A 20,756-nucleotide genomic window follows, 5' to 3' on the forward strand; every position below is an offset into this window, starting at 1 on the left:
TATGATAAACATTGGAGGGTTATATTGATGACAGAAAAAATTGTACTAACAGGGATTAAACCAACAGGAGATCTCCATATCGGAAACTATGTCGGTGCGATCCGTCCAGCTATTTCTCTTATTCAAGAGCCTGGCATTCTTCCTCGTTATTTTATTGCCGATTATCATGCCTTAACTTCCATGCAAAATCGCGAGGAACTTCATGATCGGATTTATCAAATTGCAGCCGCATGGTTAGCTTTTGGTCTAGATCCTGAAAAAGTTTTGTTTTATCGGCAATCCGATGTTCCTGAAATTTTTGAACTCTCTTGGATCCTTTCCTGTTTGACCAGCAAAGGGCTTTTAAATCGCGCCCATGCATATAAAGCCAAGGTAGATGACAATCTGGCTAATGATCGTGATCCTGATAATGGTGTGAATATGGGCCTCTATAATTATCCCGTGCTCATGGCTGCAGATATTCTTATGTTTAACACCCATCTCGTCCCTGTAGGAAAAGATCAAATTCAACATGTCGAGATTGCGCGCGATATTGCTGAACACTTTAATAAAACTTATGGTGACACCTTTACTCTACCGGAAGCACTTGTAGAAGAAACAACAGCGGTGATTCCTGGTCTTGACGGTCGGAAGATGAGTAAGAGTTATGGCAATGTGATCCCACTCTTCACAGATGAGAAAAAACTTCGCAAGGCCATTTTTCGAATTAAAACGGATTCTAAAACACCTGAAGAACCAAAGGATCCTAAGGACTCCACCTTATTTGATATTTACAGAGCTTTTGCTACTGAAGCTGAAATTGCTGATCTTGCAAAGCGCTACGAAGAAGGCATTGGCTATGGAGAGATTAAACAAATCCTTTTTGATCAGGTCAATGAAAAATTAAAAGAGCCACGTAAAATTTATACAGAACTGATCAATGACAAAGCGCAACTCGATACTTTACTAAAAAAAGGTGGCGAACAAGCGCGAGAGTACGCGCATCGCTTCATGCTTGAGATCCGTAATAAAATCGGACGCTACTAAGAAAAAAATATAAGTCGTTGACCCAAAACAACATAGTGAACCAAATGCCAAACGATAAAATATAAAAAGTCATTGAGCGTATAAAAAACCCGAACTATTCGAATTTTAGGTTTTGAATAGTTCGGGTTTTTCTAAAACTCAAAGGCTTTGGTCTCACGCTCTTTTTATATGACAATAACGCCAAGTAATAAAATGATCTTTATTTTCCTTTTGTATATTTGAGGAGTTCAACATCGATATTTTTAATGTCATCACTCATAAAATGGTGCTCAGTGGCTTCAATATTTGGGGCATCAATTTTAAGTATCACCTCATCCAAGTGAACTTTCTTGTGAAGATCACCAACCAAAATATTTATCTCTACTTGAAACCAACTGGTATCTTCACCTGCGTTTTTATGAAGGGCTGGATCAACCACTCTCCCCGCCGACACAATCTTCACAGGCTGTACGGGTAGTGGCTCACCATATTGATCACTTACAATTTTGTTTAATTTTGGTTCAATCAAGGTCAATAGAATATCACCCGTTGTCACATACTTAACATCCGATGGAGTGATTTCCTTTACTTGAGGGGTATCTTGAGCAAATGTCACAGTTACAGGAGTAAAAGCGATTAACAAACAGCAGACTCCCATGAATAAAGTAAACTTTTTCATTCCTTCACCTCTTTTTCATCCTTTTAAAATTAGAGTCCCCATATCAAAACCATTCATTCTGTTCCATTCCGATAGTATATAAACAAAAAAAATAACACCACTCAATAAAGTGATGTAAATTAAGACTCATATTTGTTCTGTTAGGCATGAAGTGAAGTGTACGTTCCCTGATAATACGTCAGTGGACTGCCCTCATTCAATTTTAAATGGGTGACTTCTCCTAAAAAAAGCGTGTGATCACCTGCTTTGTGACTTTCATACACTTTGCATACTAACGTCACTAAGGCATCCTTAATAACGGGCAAGCATTCAAACCAATCAAAATCAATATGGTGATGGTGTTCCTTACTGGCGAACGCCTGAGAAAGGGCCTGCTGTTTATCGGTTAAAATATTGACAGCGAATTGTCCGGAAGCCTGTATCCGTTCCCGTGTATGTGCTTTATTATCTATAGAAATCAAAACAAGACGTGGTTCAAGCGAAACAGACATAAACGCATTGGCTGTCATGCCATGAATCTCTTCATCTACAAGCGTCGTAATCACCGTCACACCCGTCGCAAAATGACTCATGGCCTCACGAAATAATCGTTCCTCCATTCAATGACTCCCTCCCCCCTGTTGCCACTTTACATCTCATCCTTATTATCTATATGTTTCTTGTATTAAATTTTCCAATGTTCGGATGCTTTTTCATCTCATTTATTTATTATTGACGATCACAGGATTAAAGATAATTCAGAAAAAACACTTGCATTTCACCGTTTCGCTCAGGACAGCCTAAGTCGTGACCTCACACCCATACTCACCAAACGCTTTCCGCCAAACCTTGACAGTGAAAGCCGGAAGTTGCCCTTATAAGATCTTCTGGCAACTTAAAAATTCTGACATCACAAAAAAATCCTCGGTCTTTTCAGTGACCGAGGTAAACATTATTCTCCGATATTTTCTTTTTTCAGTGTTGCTTCGATGCCTTCAAGTGCTTCTTTGGCATCTGAACCTTCTGCACTGACTTCAATTTCAGCACCCTTGGCAACACCAAGCGACATAACACCCATTATAGATTTTAGATTAACCGTCTTATCTTTATAATGGAGTTGTAAATCGGCTTGATATTGATTCGCTTGATTTACCAATACGGTAGCTGGTCTTGCGTGTAAACCTGTTTCATTTGTAATTTTAAATGCTTTCTTTTCCATTGACCACATTCCTTTCTTATGCAAAAAAGATACCATGAAAACGCCCATTAGTCAAAAGAAAAATAAAACGCTTACTTAAAAATTTCACTTTTCTATCTTTTCATATTTACATGAAACTTATAACGATCTGCTCGATAAGTGGATCTTACCCATTCTATAGGCTGTTCATTCGTTAAACAGGTGAGCTGTTGAATGAACAAAACAGGTGAGCCTTGACTTATTTCCAATAAGGAAGCTTGTTTTGAATTCGCTAACCCTGCTTCAATCGTTTGCTCGGCATGACTAATCTCTAACTGCAGATGCTGCTCAACATAAGAATAAAAAGACTCTTTTACGATGTCCTCTGTTAAATTCGGAACAAGATGAACAGGAACATAAGTATGTTCTAACGCAATTGGACGTTCATCTGCTAAACGAAGCCTCTCAATTTTGTAAATGGGATCATGTTCATTGATTTTTAAATAAGCTGCAATTTGCTTGTCGGCATCTGTCTCTCCAAATTGAATGATGCGTGTTGCTGGAACCATCCCTCGTTTGAGCATGTCTTCGGAAAAACCAGTGACTTCATGAAGGGGTTGCTCTATCTTTTGAGCGGCAACAAAAGTGCCCTTCCCTTTCTCTCGATAAAGATAGCCCTCAGTCACCAAATCATTCAAAGCCTGTCTAATGGTCATGCGACTGACTCCGAAAACCTCAGAAAGTTCACGTTCTGACGGAATCGCCTGATCCACTTCATATTGTTTTGAAACAATTTTTTCTTTGAGAAACTCCTCAATTTGATAATAAATAGGAATGGGTGAATGTTTATCAATCATTGCTCAAAAAGCACTCCTCTTGCTGTCATCAACCAAAGATAACGCGGCCTCATCAGCAATTACAGTGACATTTTGATGCTGAAAGAGACTCGAAGCTGGGAATGATTCAGTGGTCTTGTGAGAAGTAAGAAGCCTTGCCATCGCTTCAGCCTTATTTTCTCCTGAAGCGAGTAAAAGAATAGCCTTACTTTCTAAAATGTTTTTTATCCCCATCGTGATTGCTTGAGTGGGCACATCTTTTATATTTTTAAAAAAGCGGGCATTAGCTTTTCGAGTATTATGGGTAAGCTCAACAACATGGGTTGTTTCAGTAAATGGTGTTCCAGGTTCATTAAAACCGATATGTCCATTTTCACCAATCCCTAATAATTGAAGATCAATCCCTCCAATGGATTGAATGAGTTGATCATAACGTGCACATTCATCTTGAATATCGACAGCGTTCCCATTAGGAAGATATGTATTTTTTGGATTAATATCAATGGCTGAAAACAGCTTTCGTTCCATGAAACTTCGGTAGCTGTTTATATCTTCGGTGGGTAAACCAACATATTCATCTAAATTAATTGTTCGAATATCCTTGTAACTTGTCCCGTTTTCTACATGGTCTTTGATCAGCCGTTCATAAGTGCCTGTGGGTGTACTGCCCGTCGCTAACCCAAGTACAGCTGTAGGATTGGTTTGGATCGTTTTAATGATGATGGCTGCTGCCTTCATGCTTAATTCTTGATAATGAGGTGTCCTTATAAGCTTCATAGCACTTCTCCTTGTCAATTCGTTCTCTATGTATCAGAGTACCATAAAACTAGTGGTCTATACAACTATACTAAAGGATTTGCTTTGCAAGGAAACAAGGTAGAGTCTTTCACAAATGTCTCTACCTTCTAAGTCTTCTCATTCATTTGTACCGCTCACCATCAAAGACAACTTCTCTCTTCTGGAATAAACAAGCGCTCATATAAGGTTTTCTTAGTATTTGACCATTCCTCTTTTAGAATCCCATACCGAATTGAATCATAGTATTGGCCATTATAATAACGACATTTGCGTAAACGAGCTTCTAGTGTCATTCCTAATTTATCTCCAACCTTCATCATCCGCTCATTACCAGACCATGTGGTAAAGCCGCATCGTACAATTGGGAGCGTTGAAAACAAACGATCCATCCATAAGAATAAGGCTTTTGTCCCTATGCCACCGCTCCAATATTTTGGATCAAAAATAACGATTCCAACCTCTAGCCAATAAGAACGTTGATGTTCCCAATAGTACGTGACCATACCAATCACTTCATTGTTAAACAAGATAAGACATCGCATATCCTCACCCATGCCTTCAATCATCTGTCGCTTAAAGGACCAAAAAGAAGGGCGTTTATATGGAAAATAAGGAGCATCCCACTTTTTCCATTCTGGTATATCCCCCCCTTTATTTTTAGGATGCATGTATTGATAAAGCATATGTAAATCTTCTCTTTTAAGCGGTCGGAGTCCAATAACGGTATTCAAAATGCTCACCCCTTTAAAAATGTGATATAGACCAGACACTTTCTCAAAGACCTTAACGAATATATTGTACAACACTAATATAGAGAAGGTGAAACAATGAGTCGTGATGCTTATTTTGACAATGCCAGAATTCTTCTCATCTTAATGGTGGTATTTGGTCATTTAATAAGTCCTATTAAAGCCAATAGTGATTTTATATACGGATTGTATAAATTTATTTACCTCTTTCATATGCCAGCCTTTATTTTAATCTCAGGCTATTTTTCCAAGGGGTTTAACCGGCCTGGTTATTTAAGTAAGATTGTTAAAAAGACATTAATCCCTTACGCTATCTTTCAAATCGTGTACTGCTTCTTTTATTATTTTACAGGATATGAAAGCGACCTTAGTTTAAGTTTATTTGACCCTCATTGGTCTCTGTGGTTTTTAATGAGTCTATTTTGTTGGAATCTTTTACTTAAGGTCTTTGCCAAATTGCCTTATGCCTTACCAATAGCCTTCATCATCGGTATTGCGATTGGCTACGTTCCCTTTTTCGGGTCGTATTTGAGCATTGATCGGACGTTTACCTTTTTTCCACTCTTTTTACTTGGTTACATGCTGAATAATAAAGATTTTTCGATTTTCAAACAAAAGAAAATGACTTGGGTATCCATCCCTGCCTTACTCGCAATATTTATGGTTTGTTACTTTATTTTTCCAAATTCACTTAAAGACTGGTTACTTTGTTCATCTTCCTACGCACAAATGGGTTACGGTGACTGGACTGGCGGCGCGATCCGCCTGTTATTCTATGGCGCTATGATTGTTACAACCTTTAGCTTTCTTGCTGCTGTACCGACCAAGGAATTTTCATTTACAAAATTAGGAGGACGGACACTTTATATCTATTTGCTCCATGGATTTTTCGTTAAAACCATTGGTTTAAAAAATCCTTTTGAAAACTTTAATTCATTTCTTCAATATAGCCTTTTACTCATCCTAGCCATTGTCCTTTGCGGCCTTTTGGGAAGTAAGCCAATTAAGCGCCTCACCCAGCCGATTATCGAAATGAAAAAGCCACAATTCTGGAATGAGAGAGGAAGTAAAAAGGTCAAAAATATGAGTTCTTAAACTGAAGTAATTCTAAGAATACCATTCAATCTTGATGGTATTCTTTTTTAAAGGATCAAAATGCTTAAATTTTTGTTCATCAGGACGGGGGACATTTTTGCTCCATTACGCTCGCTTTCCTCATAACTACAGGACTAAGGAAAGCTTCTTAGAGAATAACCTCGCAGAAAAATCGTGTTTTTAATACTTATTTGATGGTGGTTAGGACTGAATTTCCACGAACAAGCGGAGCACTGAAAAGTGTTCTTTACTTTTTAAGCGAGTTCATGTGCTAGCTTATTCTATATAACCTTCTTTCATCGCTTAAAATAAGGACCCTCTGTTCGTTTTCTAATGGTTGTTCTTTAAAAAAACACAAAAAAAGTGTATAGATTTAAAGAAACCGCACATTCTAATCCATGTACTCAAAACAAGGGTTCTTTTTAGGAGGAAAACATTTAATGCCACAACAAAACCCACTGCTTCAGCAAGCCACTCAGGCGGTCCAACAGGCCACCCAAGCGCTTCAGCAAGCACAATCGAGTAATAATCAACAACAAATTCAACAAGCACAACAGCAATTACAACAGGCCCAGCAGCAATTACAACAAGCAAGTAATCAACAGCAAAGCAGCCAACAACAGACTTCCCAGCAACAACAATATCAACAGGCTCAGCAACAGTTACAGCAAGCAGAGCAAACACTTCAGCAGGCACAACAAGCAAATGCAAGTGCTCAACAGCAAACAGGCATGTCACAAAACCAAAATCAACAACAATAAAGCAAGACAATATTCAGAGGGGATGCTTCTCCCCTCTTCTAGAGAAAACTTATTGGGCCATAGCCAAGTGGTAAGGCAATGGACTTTGACTCCATCATGCGCTGGTTCGAATCCAGCTGGCCCAGCCTTTTTTTATAAATTGGGCTATAGCCAAGCGGTAAGGCAATGGACTTTGACTCCATCATGCGCTGGTTCGAATCCAGCTAGCCCAGCCACATATCTATACTTGCCTGAATCCCTGTAACCAAGCTATAATTAAATTAACTATCAAAGGTTCACAGGTGAGGTGATCAAATGTCTCCTTGGTTCATGGCATTTATTGTTTTATGGTCAGTCATTTTAATCGTTTTGATGGGGATTGGCGGTTTCTTTATGTTCCGAAAATTCCTTAAAAGCCTTCCTCGTAGTGATGGAAGGTCTATATTAGATTGGCAAAATTATTACATAAGGAAGACAAGAAAGCTCTGGTCAGAGGAGCAACTCAAGTTATTGGAGGAACTCGTATCTCCTGTACCTCCCTTGTTTAGGGACGTTGCAACCCAAAAAATCGCAGGAAAGATCGGCGAAATTGCCCTTGAAAAGAAGGCAAAAAAAATAACCCAAGCCATTATTATAGAAGGGTATATTAAAGCAACGCCTAAGCGTGATCATAAATTTTTGAGGAAAACTTTGTATAAACATAATATAGATATTCTTCCATATGAACACTTTTTTTAGGTTCATAATCAAAGGGTGAGAGAATAAAAGGCAATCACCATAACCCGCAGGACTAAGGAAAGCGATCAGAAACGAAAAGCCACACTAGCAGTCCTAGCGGTAATCACCTTATTTATGTCGCAATTTATTTCAACTCCGAAAATTCATAACTTGGGTAAGCTATAAATGTCTCGAAAACTTCGCATGAAATAATATCCTAATTTGTGTAAAACCCTAACATATATTTAATTACAATAGGGCTTTTTTAGACGCCGAAGTAAAACCCCTTTGCCTATTCAAAGACAAAGGGGTTTTAGGTTGATATGATTTCTCCATCTTCTATTTTTTTCTCAAAGCGTTTATACATAAGAAACATCGCAATTCTCCAAGGTAAAATCATGCCAAAAGCAAGCGTAAAGAACAAACCACTTGTCTGTGGAATGTCGATACTTATCTCATTTTCCAAGAAGATTTTGAGTAATGTTCTTATGATTAAGAGGCCAATCAGAATAAAGATGAAGGCTTTAGAGCGCTTTAAATAAATTTCTCCATTTTGCACGCTGAATTTAGAGGTTTTAATCAAAAAGAACGAAAAGAGAACCCCTACTAAAAACGCTTCAATAAGCTCGACCCACGAAACCCTTACTTGTGGTGCGATAAACATGAGAAAACCTGTTGACATAAAAACCGGCGGCAATAGGATTTTCTTAATATTTGTCGGCTGGTTAGAGGCTTTGAGACGAACAATAATGATGGAGACTGCAAAAAGCACACCTATGAAAACGCTTAGGATTTCAATCCACAAAAGTATCTACCTTCTTTTTTAGATAGTTCACTTTATTATATCATAATCAGGATAAAAGAGACGAGTTCCGAACTCGTCCCCTATGGATCTTATTTATTCACCTTACCTAAATATTCTTCAAGAGTGATACCTTTATCATAAATCGTTGTTGCCGCTTCTTTCCCGACATATCGAATATGCCATGGCTCATATTCATAGCCTGTAATATCTTCCTTGCCTTTTGGATATCTGATAATGAAGCCATATTCATGAGCATGTTCAGCAACCCATTTTCCTGCGGGAGTGTCGCCAAATTTTTCAACTAACGGATCTGATTCTTGAAGCATGTCCTTTGAGGTAATATCAATGGCCAAGCCCGTTTGGTGTTCGCTCGTCCCTGGATGGGCACTCACCACACTCGCTTGAGCTTCACCATTGGCTTCTACATTCGCGTCATAGACACTAACCTGCCTCTTATAGGAGCGATAGCCCGACTCACCATACAAAGTATAGCCAGCTTGATCCGCTGCTTTAAACAATTTCTTCAAAGCTTCTGCTGTTACAGAACGAACTTGACGTTTCTCTACCATATCAGAATAGGGAAAACGAATATCAGGATATACCAAATCGGGAGGGACATAACCGTCCGGTAGCTTATGTTCTTTATTTACAAGTACTAATATCGATTGGGGATCATTCACGATATAAAGACCGTCTTTATCTTTTTTTTCTGGTTCTGAATCAACACTATTACTTGTATTATTCTTTTGCGAAACATTTTGCTGATTATCAGAAGCCTTCGAGCTATCCGTAGTTTGATTACTTTGCTCTGTCTTATGACTCTGTTTCTCAGTAGCAGATGACGCTGCAGAGTTTTTGTCGGTACCACACCCTACTAATAATGCACAGCAAGACAATCCCATGATAGTTACTTTCAACTTATTCATTGATGCAATCTCCTTATAAAACACTTCAAATCTTATAAAATCCTTTTATAAGACTACCATTCTCACCAATCTTTGTATAGGTTAGTGAAGAAATAAAAGTATGTATATTTTCACACATACTTATTCTTTCGTCACTCTGCAACAATTTTTGACTGCATCTTCGCATGCCCACTGCCACAAAACACATTACAGGAAATCTTATATGTTCCTGGTTTAAATGTCACCTTTGCTGAACCTTCACCCTTTATGTCAATATTCGTCCCCTCAATCTTAATCCCATGATGCCCCTCTTTACTTTTAAAGTGAATGGTTAGCTCTTTTCCTGCTGGGACCTTATAAGTCTGACTATTAAACTGGAAATTAGTGGCCGTTATTGTTAAACTGTTGCCATCTGCTGCCACCGAGTCTGATTGTTTAGAGGACACGCTGCCCTCACTATTTCCACAGGCAGCTACTCCAAGAATTAAAAGACCTACAATACTGATGAAGCACACAAATTTTTTCCCCATAAAAGACATTCTCCTCGAGATCTTATGATGAGATGGATACACTATAACGTGCATTTAATTGCTTCTCTATTTTTTCTACGCCCTCTTCAACCGATGCTATAGAGATCACAGTTGAGTCTCCGGCGTATTTCTTTTGTTGATGGTTATAACGAGGGTCATAATAATGTTCTAATAAAAGGGCTATAAATTGGTAATAATCCTGCTTCTCCATTAATTCATCAAGAGCAACACTTAGCGGAGGCTTAATATACTTCTTTAAATGTTGATAGGCATCATTAAGTTCTTCACTATGTTTCTTCGGATTATACTCTTCATATATAGCCTCAATCCGCTTCTCAAAGGGATAATCAATGAAAAAGCGTTTTCCGGACTCTTTTCCCTCATTAATAAAAGGAGGTAACACGACTCGCCCAATGCGTTTACTCTCCCCTTCTATAATGTAGTATGCCGATCCTTTTAATGCCTTTAGCCGCAGCCATAGCTCACATTCAAACGCCTTCTGTGATTGAGGAGTCAGTCCGACTGAACCAAAAATAGAGCCGCGATGACCTGCAAGCCCCTCAAGATCGATCACTGGATAGCCCTTTTCACTCAATTGATGTAAGATATCGGTTTTGCGACTTCCTGTAAAGCCCTCAATCACAACAAATGGCTTTTTATCTTTTGAAAACATTTCGAGTTCATCTGTTACTAACTTTCTAAAGGAGCGTATGCCGCCTTTTAGCTGCAGACAATGCACACCCATGACGGTCATGAAATTAGCCACACTTTTACTTCTCATCCCGCCTCTCCAGCAGTAAATAACCGTTCGCTCGTATGACTTCGCATAATACTTGATCTTCTGGTAAATAGAAGCCAATTTAAGTGAAACAATTTCAACGCCACGATCTTTAGCCTGTTCTGGTCCTTTTTGCTTATATAATGTCCCGACCTCTGCGCGTTCCTCATTAGAAAAAAGCGGTACATTTATAGCCCCTGGGATATGGAATTCTGCAAATTCACCAGGAGAGCGGACGTCGATTAATAGAGTTTGATCGAGTATATCTACAAGCTCGTCAATTTCTATTTGTTTGAGTTCCATTCTATCATTCCTTAGCTTGTACAAATTTATAATCGTAAGATGTTATTTATAGCTTTAGACAAAAATGTCTTTTTTTAATCAATACTGCTAATACTTCCTGTTCACTTAAAACATTTGAGCACTCAGCCATGAACCGTTTAAAACTTCAAAAATTGTCAAAACTTATCGAATTTTGTAGAAATCTATTGTTTAGTCACTATGAAATTGTGACAAAATTAATGGTTCTTTTGAATTATAATCTTTACAAGAATATACATAAAACAAATAAAATCCAATGTGAATTTCATGTTTTATTAACTTAATGAAAAATAAAGACACAACCTCCATTAAATAGACCTATTACAACAATTTATCTTCAAATAATAAACTATGAATGATCAATAAAAAGTAAAGCCAAAAAGTATATTCTCCAATAAAAAATTCCTATAAAGAAATCACTGGAGGTAATTAGGGTGAAAAAGATGTTGGATAAGGACTGGGTAGATTTAATTCTCTTAGCCAAAGAACTAGACATTCCTATGGATGAAATTAAAACCTTCCTGAAATTAAAGCAGCACAATAAAAGTAAAAGTACGCTTTGCAGCCGTTAATTTTGGCTCTTTTTCCATCTCTGGAACTCAAGAAATTCCTTAAATTCTTGTTTATCGATCCCCGAGTCCATCGCTTCCTCAATCAACTCAATCCAATCTGGATCTAACCATTCATGGGGGTCTTCTTGACTATGGATTAAACTCAATACACTCACGCCAAGCACCTCAGCAATTTTCTCTAAAAATTGTACTGAAGGGTTTTTTTGAAGATTTCTCTCTATTGTGCTTAAGTATGATTTTGATACCCCGGCCTTTTCTGACAGTTCAGTAATGGATAATCTTTTTTCTTGTCTTAACTGCTTAATCTTTTTACCTATCGTTTGATCACTCATCTTTTTTCACGTTCCTATGCAAAATATATTTACTACCCCAATTATATAGGATGTCAACATAATTGTCTCATCCAACTATATATTTTATAGCAAAAAAGCACTCATGAAATGAGTACTATTGTTTGCTTTATTTATTTTGTTGATTTTGCATTGCTTTCATCATTTGATTAATTTTCTTTTGTGATGGGTTTTGTCCCATTTGCATCATCATGACTCGTAACATTTTTTCATTAATCGGTGGATTCTTTTTCAAATAATCCATCATATATTTACGAGCTATAAAGAATCCTAACAAAATCCCTACAATAAGGGCGAGGATCCCAATTAAAATATACAGCCACATACAGCCTGTGTCCTCCTTTAGATCTCTAACTATCCTTTGTCATTTCTAATGGTGATAAAAAAGGAAAATTTTGATTTGATTTCCCTTCAATAGTGTACTATATCCGAACATTGAAAACAACATCAAAAGTCATTCTCTTAGATTAAAGATACGCTCTTAACAGGTTTTAGCCATCCCCCACAATTTTTTTGACAATCAATGGCAAGAAAATAACAATCCATAGAACGCAAGGCTTCAAATACCCCTGTTTCTTGATTCCCATTCCCGGAGGCCTCTAATAATATTCGATTAGGATAGCAATAAAGGTTAACAAATCCTTCTGAATCATACAAACGATTATCTGCCCATCTTTTATTTCTATATTGATCAGGGTGATTAAGTATGTGTCGATGAATACATTCATGAACATCAATGGATGAAATTTTAGTCGTAATGTAATCAATTTGCCGACTCAGAATTACTTGCATCTTCATATCCGATGTGACTTTCATTTCCATAAACAATTGAAAGAGTTTTTCATCTCTGCCAAAATAGTCATTTGCCACTGCGCTATTAATACTATAAATTTCATAATACCTCATGGCTATCCCCTCCGATCAAAGCTTGTCTATCATTATTATAATGATTTCAAGTCTAAGATTATGTCTAAAAAAGGGAGCCATGAGGTAAAAAGATTAGAATCATTTGTCGATTCTACATACTTTATTTATTTTTTCAGTAACTTTTTCATTTCATTCACAACATTGCTTACTGAAAAACCATATTCTTCAAGAACTTTATCACCGTTTGCAGATGCACCAAAACGGTCTATTGTAATCATGCCACCATTGAAACCAACATAACGATCCCATCCCAAAGAACTTCCTGCTTCAACCGCAAGTCGCGTTGTGATATTCGCAGGAATTACGGATTCCTTATATTCTTGAGACTGTTTTTCAAAGAGATCCCAAGATGGCATGCTCACCACACGAACATGAATACCTTCAGATGCTAATTGCTTTTGAGCCTCAACACCTAAATGAACCTCAGACCCTGTGGCTAAAATAATACCTTCAGGAGTGCCTTCAGCCTCAGCCACGATATAGGCTCCACGTTTAACACCATCAGCTGCGTGAGCAATAGTCCCCTCTAAAGTAGGAAGCCCTTGGCGTGTAAAGACCAGTGCAGTTGGGCGGTCTTTACTCTCAACAGCGATTTTCCATGCTTCGCGTGTCTCATTACCATCCGCTGGTCTTAGTACAGTAATATCTGGGATTGCCCGCAATGAAGCCAATTGTTCAACCGGCTCATGAGTCGGACCATCTTCTCCGACTGCGATACTATCGTGGGTAAAGACAAACGTTGATGGCACGCCCATAATTGCCGAAAGTCGAATCGCTGGGCGGAGGTAGTCTGAGAAAACAAAGAAGGTTGAACCATAGGGTTTAACTCCTCCATGAAGAGCCATACCGTTAACGGCTGCGCCCATTGCGAATTCGCGGACACCAAACCAAACATTACGACCGGCATAGTCTTCTGGCATAAAGTTTTCACTATTTTTGATTAATGTTTTTGTTGATGACGCTAGATCAGCCGCACCACCAAAGAGTGAAGGCACTCGCTCAGCAATAGCATTGAGGACTTGGTTTGATGTTTCACGTGTTGCTGCCTTATCACCAATTTTATAAGAAGGAAGCTCACTGGCATAGTTTTCAGGAAGTTCATTGTTCATGGCTTGCTTGAACTGTGCCGCAAGTTCTGGATGAGCAGCCCCATATTGAGAAAGTAGCTCTTCCCATTCTTTTTCATAACTTACCCCCTGCTCAGTGAGCTCTGCAAAATGTGCACGAACATCTTGAGGAACAGTAAAGGGTTCTTCTGTCCATTCATAAGATTTCTTAGCAGCTAGAGCCTCTTCTTCTCCAAGGGGGCTACCATGAACTTTATTTGTTCCGCCATGTGTAGGAGCACCATAACCGATTGTCGTCTTCACCTCAATAAGTGTAGGCTGGTCAGTATTCTTTGTCGCTTGTGTCAATGCATCGTCTATAGCGGCTAAATCGTTCCCGTCCTTAACATAAAGGACTTGCCAGCCGTAGGCTTCAAATCGCTTTTGGACGTCCTCGTTAAATGACATATTGAGATCCCCATCAAGCGAGATGTCATTAGAATCATAAAGAACAACAAGCTTTCCAAGCTTTAATCTTCCTGCTAGCGATGCAGCCTCTGAAGCAACACCTTCCATCAAATCGCCATCGCCACATATCGTATATGTAAAATGATCCACAATATTAAAAGCATCACGGTTATATGTTGCTGCCAAATGACGTTCTGCCATGGCCATACCCACTGCCATTGCAATACCTTGACCAAGCGGACCCGTAGTGGCATCGACACCAGGCGTATGTCTAAATTCAGGATGTCCAGGTGTTTTAGAGCCCCATTGACGGAAAGCTTTAAGATCTTCAATACTGACATCATAATTAAAAAGATGTAGTAAGCTATACAAAAGCATTGAGCCATGACCTGCTGAAAGTACAAAGCGATCACGATTAAACCATTGTGGATTTTTCGGGTTATGCTTCATGAAATTTTTCCAGACAGAATAGGCCATTGGTGCTGCCCCCATTGGCATCCCTGGATGACCGGAATTCGCTTTTTCAATTGCATCAATTGAAAGTGTCCGGATAGTATTAATGGATAATTGATCAATGGATTTTGCCAAAATCAACTCATTCCTTCCAAATGTTATGCTTATAGATCGTATTTTAACATAAAATGTTCTATAAATGTTTTTCAATTGCTAAAGTTGCATTTTCTCTTCACGCTATCGTTCCCCAAAACAAACCAAATCATTGATTTTATAGATAAAAAACGATTCGATTTGTCGGGGACAATAGAGATTTTAGTTTTTCTTATGTCTGGCCTTACTTTTCTTAAGTTTTTCTGGAGTGACATCATGGCCTTCTTCGTCAACCACAGTTATAGAATGCAACTGCGTTTTAAAACGACTACGAAAGGCTTGTAAATATTCCGCCCGCAACTCTTGTTGTTCTCTCTTTTCTGCAGAAGTCAGCGGTTCTATTTTGGCTTTATTCGCTAATTCATTAATTCTCGCAAGGCGATGACTTGGTAACATGAATATCCCCTTCTTTAATAAGGTTACATTTATTTAAGCTGCCCCAAGCTTACATGATGTTGCCCTTAAGATGCAAGTGATATTTCCTCCCTCTCTCTTTTTCTCTTCTTAACCTTTATTTAGAAGCAATTTGATGAGCTTCCTTTTTAATTGGGATAACCAATGTATCTCCTACCTTAATTGAATCTCCGTTAATATGGTTCGCTTCTTCGACCCAATCGACAAATTTAGTAATATCATGTTTTTCAGTTTTACCGTTAATTTCTGCTATCTCCCATAAGGTATCCCCTTTTTCTACAGTTGTCGTTTGGTAATCTTGATAGTCTGCTGGCTTTAAAGCATGGATGGTCGCCCAAATACACCCAATAACCAAGACAAAGAAAATAATATATAATGCGTAGCCTTTTTGATTTGCTTGTGTCTGTTTCATATGTTCGCACTCTCCTAACCGAATGGATGTTCTTTATTGATTATCATTCTATTAGGAATGTGTGTTCTTGTCAACAACTTTTTCGAACGAATGTTTGTATTTTTATTTGCTAAATGATATACTATTGATGAGAAAAATCGAATATGCGTTCTTTAATACATATTTTTTAAAATTGGAGGTCTTTATATGAAACTTTCCAAAAGGCAACAGGCTATAATCGACTTTATAAAGAATGAAGTGAAACTTAAAGGATATCCACCATCTGTTAGAGAAATAGGCAATGCCGTGGGATTAGCTTCAACTTCGACGGTGCATGGACATCTCGAACGGCTTGAAAAAAAAGGCTATTTAAGGCGTGACCCTACCAAGCCGAGAGCGATTGAAGTTATAGATCCGGATACCGCTTCATTACCAAAACAAGAAAGCGTCTTGCTTCCTGTTATTGGTAAAGTAACTGCTGGCGAACCCATTACAGCTATTGAGAATATCGATGAGTATATTCCTGTCCCTGAGAGCTTAACTGGAAATAACGATGCGTTTATCTTAAATGTTGTTGGCGATAGTATGATCAATGCAGGCATTTTAAATGGTGATCAAGTCATCGTAAAATCTCAACACTCTGCTGATAATGGTGAGATTGTCGTTGCAATGACCGAAGATGATGAAGCAACCATTAAAAGGTTTTATAAAGAAAAGGATCACATTCGTCTTCAACCTGAAAACCCAACGATGGATCCGATTATTGTGAAGAACTGTACGATTTTAGGAAAAATTATTGGCGTCTTCAGAGTCGTTCACTAATTTTGTCACGAGATTTAGTGTTGGTTTATAAGACACATGATTACAGCAAAAGAAGGTGGCCTGTGGTCACCTTCTTTACCTATTTCCGTCCTATTAATGTTATTTAGACTGCTTATTATTGCGTCTATTTAATTTATCCCTTTAAACGTCTTATTCTTGTGCAGGTGCCACTTGGAGATAGCTTTCAAGCTCTTTCATCACAATTTCTGCGCCTTCTTTACTTAAGACTAACTTTCCCCCACCTAATATTAAATTATCTTCTGAAGTTTCTCCTGTAACTTGACAAGTGTTTCCTGGTTTGTATTTTTGAAGAATAATTCGGTCATTTTCAGTAAAAATCTCCATAGGATCTTTAATATTAATACTTAAACTTCGTCTTAATTCTATGGGAATAACAATTCTTCCAAGTTCATCGACTTTCCTTGTAATCCCTGTCGACTTCATATGATCACTCTCCTCATCCGATTTTATATAATACTTCGACATTACTAAATAGTTTCCTGCTTTCCTTACTTAATAATCGCAAGGAAAAATCCACCATCAAGACCTTCAGTCACTTAATAAAATTTTATCCCCGTCACACCTTCTATTTCCAACAGATCCTTCGTTAATTTATTCTCATTTATCTCTTTCTTTTTATTTTTTAATTGGAATTGCATCGTATATTGAGATGAATCCTTACCTCCTTTTTTTAAATTAACCTGATACTCTGCCACACTCAAACTTGAATGAATTAAAATATCTACGATCGTGTTGGATACATCATGTGTGTTTGAATAAACAGTTAAATGAAAGACCTTATTTGGTAATACGGGTTTAAAGATAAGTTTAAGCACTTCAAAACCTAATAAAATTAAAATAGCGCATACAATCCCCACAGTATAAAGCCCAGCACCAATGGCTAACCCAATTCCTGAGGTTGCCCACAATCCTGCTGCAGTGGTTAATCCCCGTATAGATTGCCGTTGAACAAGAATGGTTCCAGCCCCTAAAAAACCAATACCACTGACAACCTGCGCCGCTATACGACTTGGGTCTAATACCATTCCTTTATCATTCAATACGTCATTAAAAGCATATTTAGAAATAATCATGATTACCGCACTTCCCACAGCCACGAGAAAATGCGTCCTAAGTCCTGCTTCTTTTAAACGTTTTTCGCGCTCTAATCCTATTAAAGCTCCGAGAATTCCCGATAAAACCAGACGAAGAACAAATTCTAAAAGCACCTTAGTTCCTCCTTCCCCTTTTTTAATTCCCTCTACTAGCATATTTTGAGAGGATCTAAATCTTTCTTTCATCATGAGGATTGATAATAGCCATCATTTGATGATCTTCCCATTTCCCTCTTATTTTAACGTTTTGTTTAGCAAGCCCTTCCTTATGAAAGCCTGCTTTCTCTAATACTTTTATTGAACCAATATTTATCGGCATTACACCCGCTTCAACTCGGTGGAGATTTAATATATTAAAAGCATAATGAAGTATTAATTGAACTGCTTCTGTCATATACCCTTTGCCATTATTCTCTTGGTCAAGCGTATAGCCTACCATAGCACTTTGAGCAGGACCTCTTTCCACCTTGAATAAGGCCACTGAGCCTATGAATTCTTCTATATTCTTTAAAAAGATGCCAAAGTAGTAAGCTTGGTCTTGCTCTCTTTGCCTCTGATGTTTATCGATGAGCTTGATTTGACCTTCAAGAGAATAATAATCATCTTCTCTATCTATTGAAAACTGTTCAAAAAATGCTCGGTTTTTCATCTCAAATGCTAACACCATTGGGGCATCCTTTTTTTCTAATGGTTGCAAAAAGATTCTCGAACCTTCTATAATCATGTTTACTCTCCTCATCCTATCTTCTGTTTTCGCATAAAGTCTAGAAATCAAGCTTATGTGCTGTGCTTACATATTAAAAATGTCATATATATTGGACATTTTTAATCGGTATGTGTTACTTTTAAAGTGTCAAATCTTTAAGACATAGAGGAGAATTTATGAAAAACTATATAAAAGAATTCCGGAAACAAATGCACATGACCCAGGCCAACATCGCTGATCTCTGTGGTGTTGCTAGACAAACCATTAACTGTGTGGAAAATGACAAGTATGATCCAACCCTTGAACTGGCCTTCAAAATTTCACGCCTTCTCAAAAAAAATTTGGAAGAGGTATTTATTTATGACTCACTATAGAAAAAACTTTATGATCAAAATGAAAAATTTTGTTCCTGAAAGTCATCCGTTGCTCCATCAGCAATTAAAGGAACTCCCTCTCCCTCCCAGCACCCAAGACCGTATTGAATTAGAATGTATGATGCAATATTTACGAAATAGTCAGGATCCAGATATTGCGAAAAAGTATAACCTTCGGCCTGGTTCTGGTCTGTCTGCGAACCAAATTGGTTTAAATAAACGCATGTTCGTTGCTCGCTATGAAGATGAAAAGCAGACTGCACATGAATATAAACTGATTAATCCTAAGATCATTAGTCATACCGCTCACATTATTTTCCTTCCTGAAGGAGAGGGATGTTTGTCAGTTAACCGCACGGTATATGGGCGTGTTCCTCGCTTTGAAAAAATAAAGATAAAGGCTATTGATGAAAACGGCAAATCCCTTGTACTTTCTTTCAAAGGATACAGTTCTATACTCATTCAACATGAAATCGATCATATGAATGGCATTATGTTTTACGAACGCATTGATCAAAACAATCCCTTATTGGATTAATATTTTGATACTCAAACACATTGTTGTGTTAAGGAATTGCAACGGGCGGCTGTTCTAATGCTCCGAAACTTATCTCCTTGTGACCACGTTGCGGCATTCAAGCCTCTAACTTTTTAATTTTTAGTCCTTGAGGCTTTTTCTTAATTAAACGCCATCCTAAAATGTTCTCTATTGAAAAATAGCGTATGTGTCTCCGGGTAAAGCAATAAACTGCAATCAAGGGGCTTGCTGTTTCAGCAGTCTCATATTTTTTTGTATTGCATTTCCGTTCTATCCACATTAAATATTTTAAAGAATATCGTCACTATAGTTTGTTAACTGCACCACATCCACCTCCGATAAGAACTTGTGCCCCTTAGATACAAACACATTTTCTTTATCGACATTTGAGCTGCATTTTATCTTCGCGTTTTTCTATCTTCACAGGTAATTCAACACGTATGCCTCATTTTCCTGCTTGTACATAAGGTCCCACCTATATCCACCTCTAAAATAGAATGTTTGTTCTTATCTCATGGTATAATACAAACATAGGTTTGCATATAGTACCATGAGGTGAAGAGCCATGACTATGTCGATAACTGAAACTGAGGATGGTCTCATTCAAGCTTTTATTCTTCTACCCTTAACTTATCGGGTATTAAATCACGATCTAAAATCACTTGAAGAGAGCAAGGTGAAATTCAAGCGACCATACTACACTCTAATTGAGCAGGCCTTAAATCGACTTTCTAAAGAATTAGGCGCTGTGAAAAGAGAAGTGAGAAAACAAAAAATGAGATTTCATCAAAAAGATGAGCTCCACTACGACGTATGGATTAGAGGATGGGAACATGCCATCGGATATCATCCAAATATTGCAGCCCAGTGGGTTGAGGAAAAAATTAGTGGATATATGAGCTATAACTTTAAATAAGCAAAAAAAGCGCTTGAGGCTGGGACACAAAACAAACCCAATAAAATTAGAGGCTATAGTTGGAAATGGAAGGCGTAGCCAACATACGGAGACTCAAAATAATCGTAAGAACGACGATTTTCTACGAAGATTATTCTCCTAGTTCCTTTCCTTAGTCCAACGGGAACAGCAACCAGCGTGACTTCACGAGTCAACGTCGAGTGGTTCCGAGAAAGCTTACTTCGAAGCAATACTCGTAGACGCAGGAACAGGGGCTTTTAATCATAAATACTTTGGAGTACGAAAAGCCCCACTCCAAAGTGAGCTGAGGCCATGTCCGTGGAAAGCGAAGTATTTTACCGAAGCGAATCGTCTTATGCTAAGAATAAAGAAAAATCAATGTTCGGATTTTTTTATG

The 20,756-nt window shown here is 37.9% G+C and carries 28 protein-coding genes and 2 tRNA genes; 11 read left to right on the forward strand and 19 right to left on the reverse strand.

The features are described 5' to 3' along the window. The first annotated feature begins 27 nt into the window (after positions 1-27). The gene (locus tag IEV91_RS08895) at positions 28-1,026 is read left to right on the forward strand and encodes a tryptophan--tRNA ligase (RefSeq protein WP_188497075.1); all 999 of its coding nucleotides are present in this window, start codon (positions 28-30) and stop codon (positions 1,024-1,026) included. Between the two features lie 199 nt (positions 1,027-1,225). Here IEV91_RS08895 and IEV91_RS08900 read toward each other — a convergent pair whose 3' ends face one another. The 6 genes from IEV91_RS08900 to IEV91_RS08925 form a co-directional block, all read right to left on the reverse strand. After that, entirely contained in the window at positions 1,226-1,684 is a 459-nt protein-coding gene (locus IEV91_RS08900; protein WP_188497076.1) for a DUF3888 domain-containing protein, read from the reverse strand. 140 nt (positions 1,685-1,824) lie between these two features. Then, positions 1,825-2,283 carry a flavin reductase family protein gene (locus IEV91_RS08905; protein WP_188497077.1) on the reverse strand — a complete coding sequence of 153 codons (459 nt, stop codon included), beginning with the start codon at positions 2,281-2,283 and terminating at the stop codon, positions 1,825-1,827. A gap of 332 nt (positions 2,284-2,615) precedes the next feature. Further along, positions 2,616-2,882, reverse strand: coding sequence for a phosphocarrier protein HPr (locus IEV91_RS08910; RefSeq protein ID WP_188497078.1), 267 nt, complete (start codon positions 2,880-2,882; stop codon positions 2,616-2,618). A gap of 92 nt (positions 2,883-2,974) precedes the next feature. Further along, positions 2,975-3,697, reverse strand: a complete 723-nt coding sequence (locus IEV91_RS08915) for a GntR family transcriptional regulator (RefSeq protein ID WP_188497079.1) — start codon at positions 3,695-3,697, stop codon at positions 2,975-2,977. A gap of 3 nt (positions 3,698-3,700) precedes the next feature. Further along, positions 3,701-4,453, reverse strand: a complete 753-nt coding sequence (nagB, locus tag IEV91_RS08920; protein WP_188497080.1) for a glucosamine-6-phosphate deaminase — start codon at positions 4,451-4,453, stop codon at positions 3,701-3,703. 161 nt (positions 4,454-4,614) lie between these two features. Beyond that, a complete protein-coding gene (locus tag IEV91_RS08925) occupies positions 4,615-5,205 on the reverse strand; it encodes a GNAT family N-acetyltransferase (protein WP_268236373.1) in 591 nt (196 codons plus the stop codon). 96 nt (positions 5,206-5,301) lie between these two features. On the opposite strand from IEV91_RS08925, the gene IEV91_RS08930 reads away from it, so the two are divergent. The 5 genes from IEV91_RS08930 to IEV91_RS08950 all read left to right on the forward strand — a co-directional run bounded on the left by IEV91_RS08930 (position 5,302) and on the right by IEV91_RS08950 (position 7,796). Beyond that, positions 5,302-6,318, forward strand: a complete 1,017-nt coding sequence (locus tag IEV91_RS08930; protein WP_188497081.1) for an acyltransferase family protein — start codon at positions 5,302-5,304, stop codon at positions 6,316-6,318. 440 nt (positions 6,319-6,758) lie between these two features. Continuing rightward, a complete protein-coding gene (locus tag IEV91_RS08935) occupies positions 6,759-7,079 on the forward strand; it encodes a hypothetical protein (RefSeq protein WP_188497082.1) in 321 nt (106 codons plus the stop codon). Positions 7,080-7,132: 53 nt separating this feature from the next. After that, positions 7,133-7,204 (forward strand) — tRNA-Gln (locus tag IEV91_RS08940). 15 nt (positions 7,205-7,219) lie between these two features. Beyond that, positions 7,220-7,294: transfer RNA gene (locus IEV91_RS08945), tRNA-Gln, on the forward strand. 79 nt (positions 7,295-7,373) lie between these two features. Then, complete coding sequence (locus IEV91_RS08950; protein WP_188497083.1) at positions 7,374-7,796, forward strand: DUF2621 family protein; 423 nt, start codon at positions 7,374-7,376, stop codon at positions 7,794-7,796. Positions 7,797-8,088: 292 nt separating this feature from the next. On the opposite strand, the gene IEV91_RS08955 is transcribed toward IEV91_RS08950, so the two are convergent. From IEV91_RS08955 to mnmH, 4 genes are all read right to left on the reverse strand, one after another. Then, positions 8,089-8,574, reverse strand: coding sequence for a CcdC family protein (locus tag IEV91_RS08955; RefSeq protein WP_229745494.1), 486 nt, complete (start codon positions 8,572-8,574; stop codon positions 8,089-8,091). A gap of 95 nt (positions 8,575-8,669) precedes the next feature. After that, positions 8,670-9,506, reverse strand: a complete 837-nt coding sequence (locus IEV91_RS08960) for a M15 family metallopeptidase (RefSeq protein ID WP_188497084.1) — start codon at positions 9,504-9,506, stop codon at positions 8,670-8,672. Positions 9,507-9,637: 131 nt separating this feature from the next. Next, positions 9,638-10,015 carry a cupredoxin domain-containing protein gene (locus tag IEV91_RS08965; protein WP_188497085.1) on the reverse strand — a complete coding sequence of 126 codons (378 nt, stop codon included), beginning with the start codon at positions 10,013-10,015 and terminating at the stop codon, positions 9,638-9,640. 22 nt (positions 10,016-10,037) lie between these two features. After that, entirely contained in the window at positions 10,038-11,096 is a 1,059-nt protein-coding gene (gene mnmH, locus IEV91_RS08970) for a tRNA 2-selenouridine(34) synthase MnmH (RefSeq protein WP_188497086.1), read from the reverse strand. A 452-nt stretch (positions 11,097-11,548) separates the two neighbouring features. On the opposite strand from mnmH, the gene IEV91_RS08975 reads away from it, so the two are divergent. Next, complete coding sequence (locus IEV91_RS08975) at positions 11,549-11,686, forward strand: hypothetical protein (RefSeq protein WP_188497122.1); 138 nt, start codon at positions 11,549-11,551, stop codon at positions 11,684-11,686. Here the strand turns inward: IEV91_RS08975 and IEV91_RS08980 are convergent. The 6 genes from IEV91_RS08980 to yneA all read right to left on the reverse strand — a co-directional run bounded on the left by IEV91_RS08980 (position 11,683) and on the right by yneA (position 15,909). Continuing rightward, positions 11,683-12,018, reverse strand: a complete 336-nt coding sequence (locus IEV91_RS08980) for a helix-turn-helix domain-containing protein (protein ID WP_188497087.1) — start codon at positions 12,016-12,018, stop codon at positions 11,683-11,685. The two genes, IEV91_RS08975 and IEV91_RS08980, sit on opposite strands and share 4 nt — an antisense overlap. 127 nt (positions 12,019-12,145) lie before the next feature. After that, on the reverse strand, positions 12,146-12,361 hold the full coding sequence (locus tag IEV91_RS08985; protein WP_188497088.1) for a YneF family protein: 216 nt from the start codon (positions 12,359-12,361) through the stop codon (positions 12,146-12,148). A 137-nt stretch (positions 12,362-12,498) separates the two neighbouring features. Then, entirely contained in the window at positions 12,499-12,942 is a 444-nt protein-coding gene (sirA, locus tag IEV91_RS08990) for a sporulation inhibitor of replication protein SirA (RefSeq protein ID WP_188497089.1), read from the reverse strand. A 125-nt stretch (positions 12,943-13,067) separates the two neighbouring features. Next, complete coding sequence (gene tkt, locus IEV91_RS08995; RefSeq protein ID WP_188497118.1) at positions 13,068-15,065, reverse strand: transketolase; 1,998 nt, start codon at positions 15,063-15,065, stop codon at positions 13,068-13,070. Positions 15,066-15,245: 180 nt separating this feature from the next. Continuing rightward, complete coding sequence (locus tag IEV91_RS09000; RefSeq protein WP_188497090.1) at positions 15,246-15,479, reverse strand: DUF896 domain-containing protein; 234 nt, start codon at positions 15,477-15,479, stop codon at positions 15,246-15,248. Between the two features lie 115 nt (positions 15,480-15,594). Further along, positions 15,595-15,909, reverse strand: coding sequence for a cell division suppressor protein YneA (gene yneA / locus IEV91_RS09005; RefSeq protein WP_188497091.1), 315 nt, complete (start codon positions 15,907-15,909; stop codon positions 15,595-15,597). 186 nt (positions 15,910-16,095) lie between these two features. Here yneA and lexA point away from each other — a divergent pair, with 186 nt between their 5' ends. Next, positions 16,096-16,710 (forward strand): transcriptional repressor LexA, encoded by a 615-nt coding sequence (gene lexA, locus IEV91_RS09010; protein ID WP_188497092.1) that lies wholly within the window; start codon positions 16,096-16,098, stop codon positions 16,708-16,710. Between the two features lie 150 nt (positions 16,711-16,860). Here lexA and IEV91_RS09015 read toward each other — a convergent pair whose 3' ends face one another. The 3 genes from IEV91_RS09015 to IEV91_RS09025 all read right to left on the reverse strand — a co-directional run bounded on the left by IEV91_RS09015 (position 16,861) and on the right by IEV91_RS09025 (position 18,546). After that, a complete protein-coding gene (locus tag IEV91_RS09015) occupies positions 16,861-17,154 on the reverse strand; it encodes an AbrB/MazE/SpoVT family DNA-binding domain-containing protein (RefSeq protein ID WP_188497093.1) in 294 nt (97 codons plus the stop codon). 113 nt (positions 17,155-17,267) lie between these two features. Then, positions 17,268-17,981: an MgtC/SapB family protein gene (locus IEV91_RS22070; RefSeq protein ID WP_188497094.1), complete on the reverse strand. Its 714-nt coding sequence runs from the start codon at positions 17,979-17,981 to the stop codon at positions 17,268-17,270. A gap of 13 nt (positions 17,982-17,994) precedes the next feature. Next, positions 17,995-18,546, reverse strand: a complete 552-nt coding sequence (locus IEV91_RS09025; protein ID WP_188497119.1) for a GNAT family N-acetyltransferase — start codon at positions 18,544-18,546, stop codon at positions 17,995-17,997. A 161-nt stretch (positions 18,547-18,707) separates the two neighbouring features. On the opposite strand from IEV91_RS09025, the gene IEV91_RS09030 reads away from it, so the two are divergent. The 3 genes from IEV91_RS09030 (at position 18,708) to IEV91_RS09040 (ending at position 20,359) form a co-directional block, all read left to right on the forward strand. Further along, complete coding sequence (locus IEV91_RS09030) at positions 18,708-18,905, forward strand: helix-turn-helix transcriptional regulator (protein WP_188497095.1); 198 nt, start codon at positions 18,708-18,710, stop codon at positions 18,903-18,905. Then, positions 18,892-19,443 carry a peptide deformylase gene (def, locus tag IEV91_RS09035; RefSeq protein ID WP_188497096.1) on the forward strand — a complete coding sequence of 184 codons (552 nt, stop codon included), beginning with the start codon at positions 18,892-18,894 and terminating at the stop codon, positions 19,441-19,443. Before IEV91_RS09030 ends, def begins: the two co-directional genes overlap by 14 nt. A 565-nt stretch (positions 19,444-20,008) precedes the next feature. Further along, positions 20,009-20,359 carry a YhjD family protein gene (locus IEV91_RS09040; RefSeq protein ID WP_188497097.1) on the forward strand — a complete coding sequence of 117 codons (351 nt, stop codon included), beginning with the start codon at positions 20,009-20,011 and terminating at the stop codon, positions 20,357-20,359. The last annotated feature ends 397 nt before the right edge of the window (positions 20,360-20,756 follow it).

Origin of the sequence: Pullulanibacillus pueri (assembly GCF_014639255.1) — a bacterium.
Lineage (GTDB): Bacteria > Bacillota > Bacilli > Bacillales > Sporolactobacillaceae > Pullulanibacillus > Pullulanibacillus pueri.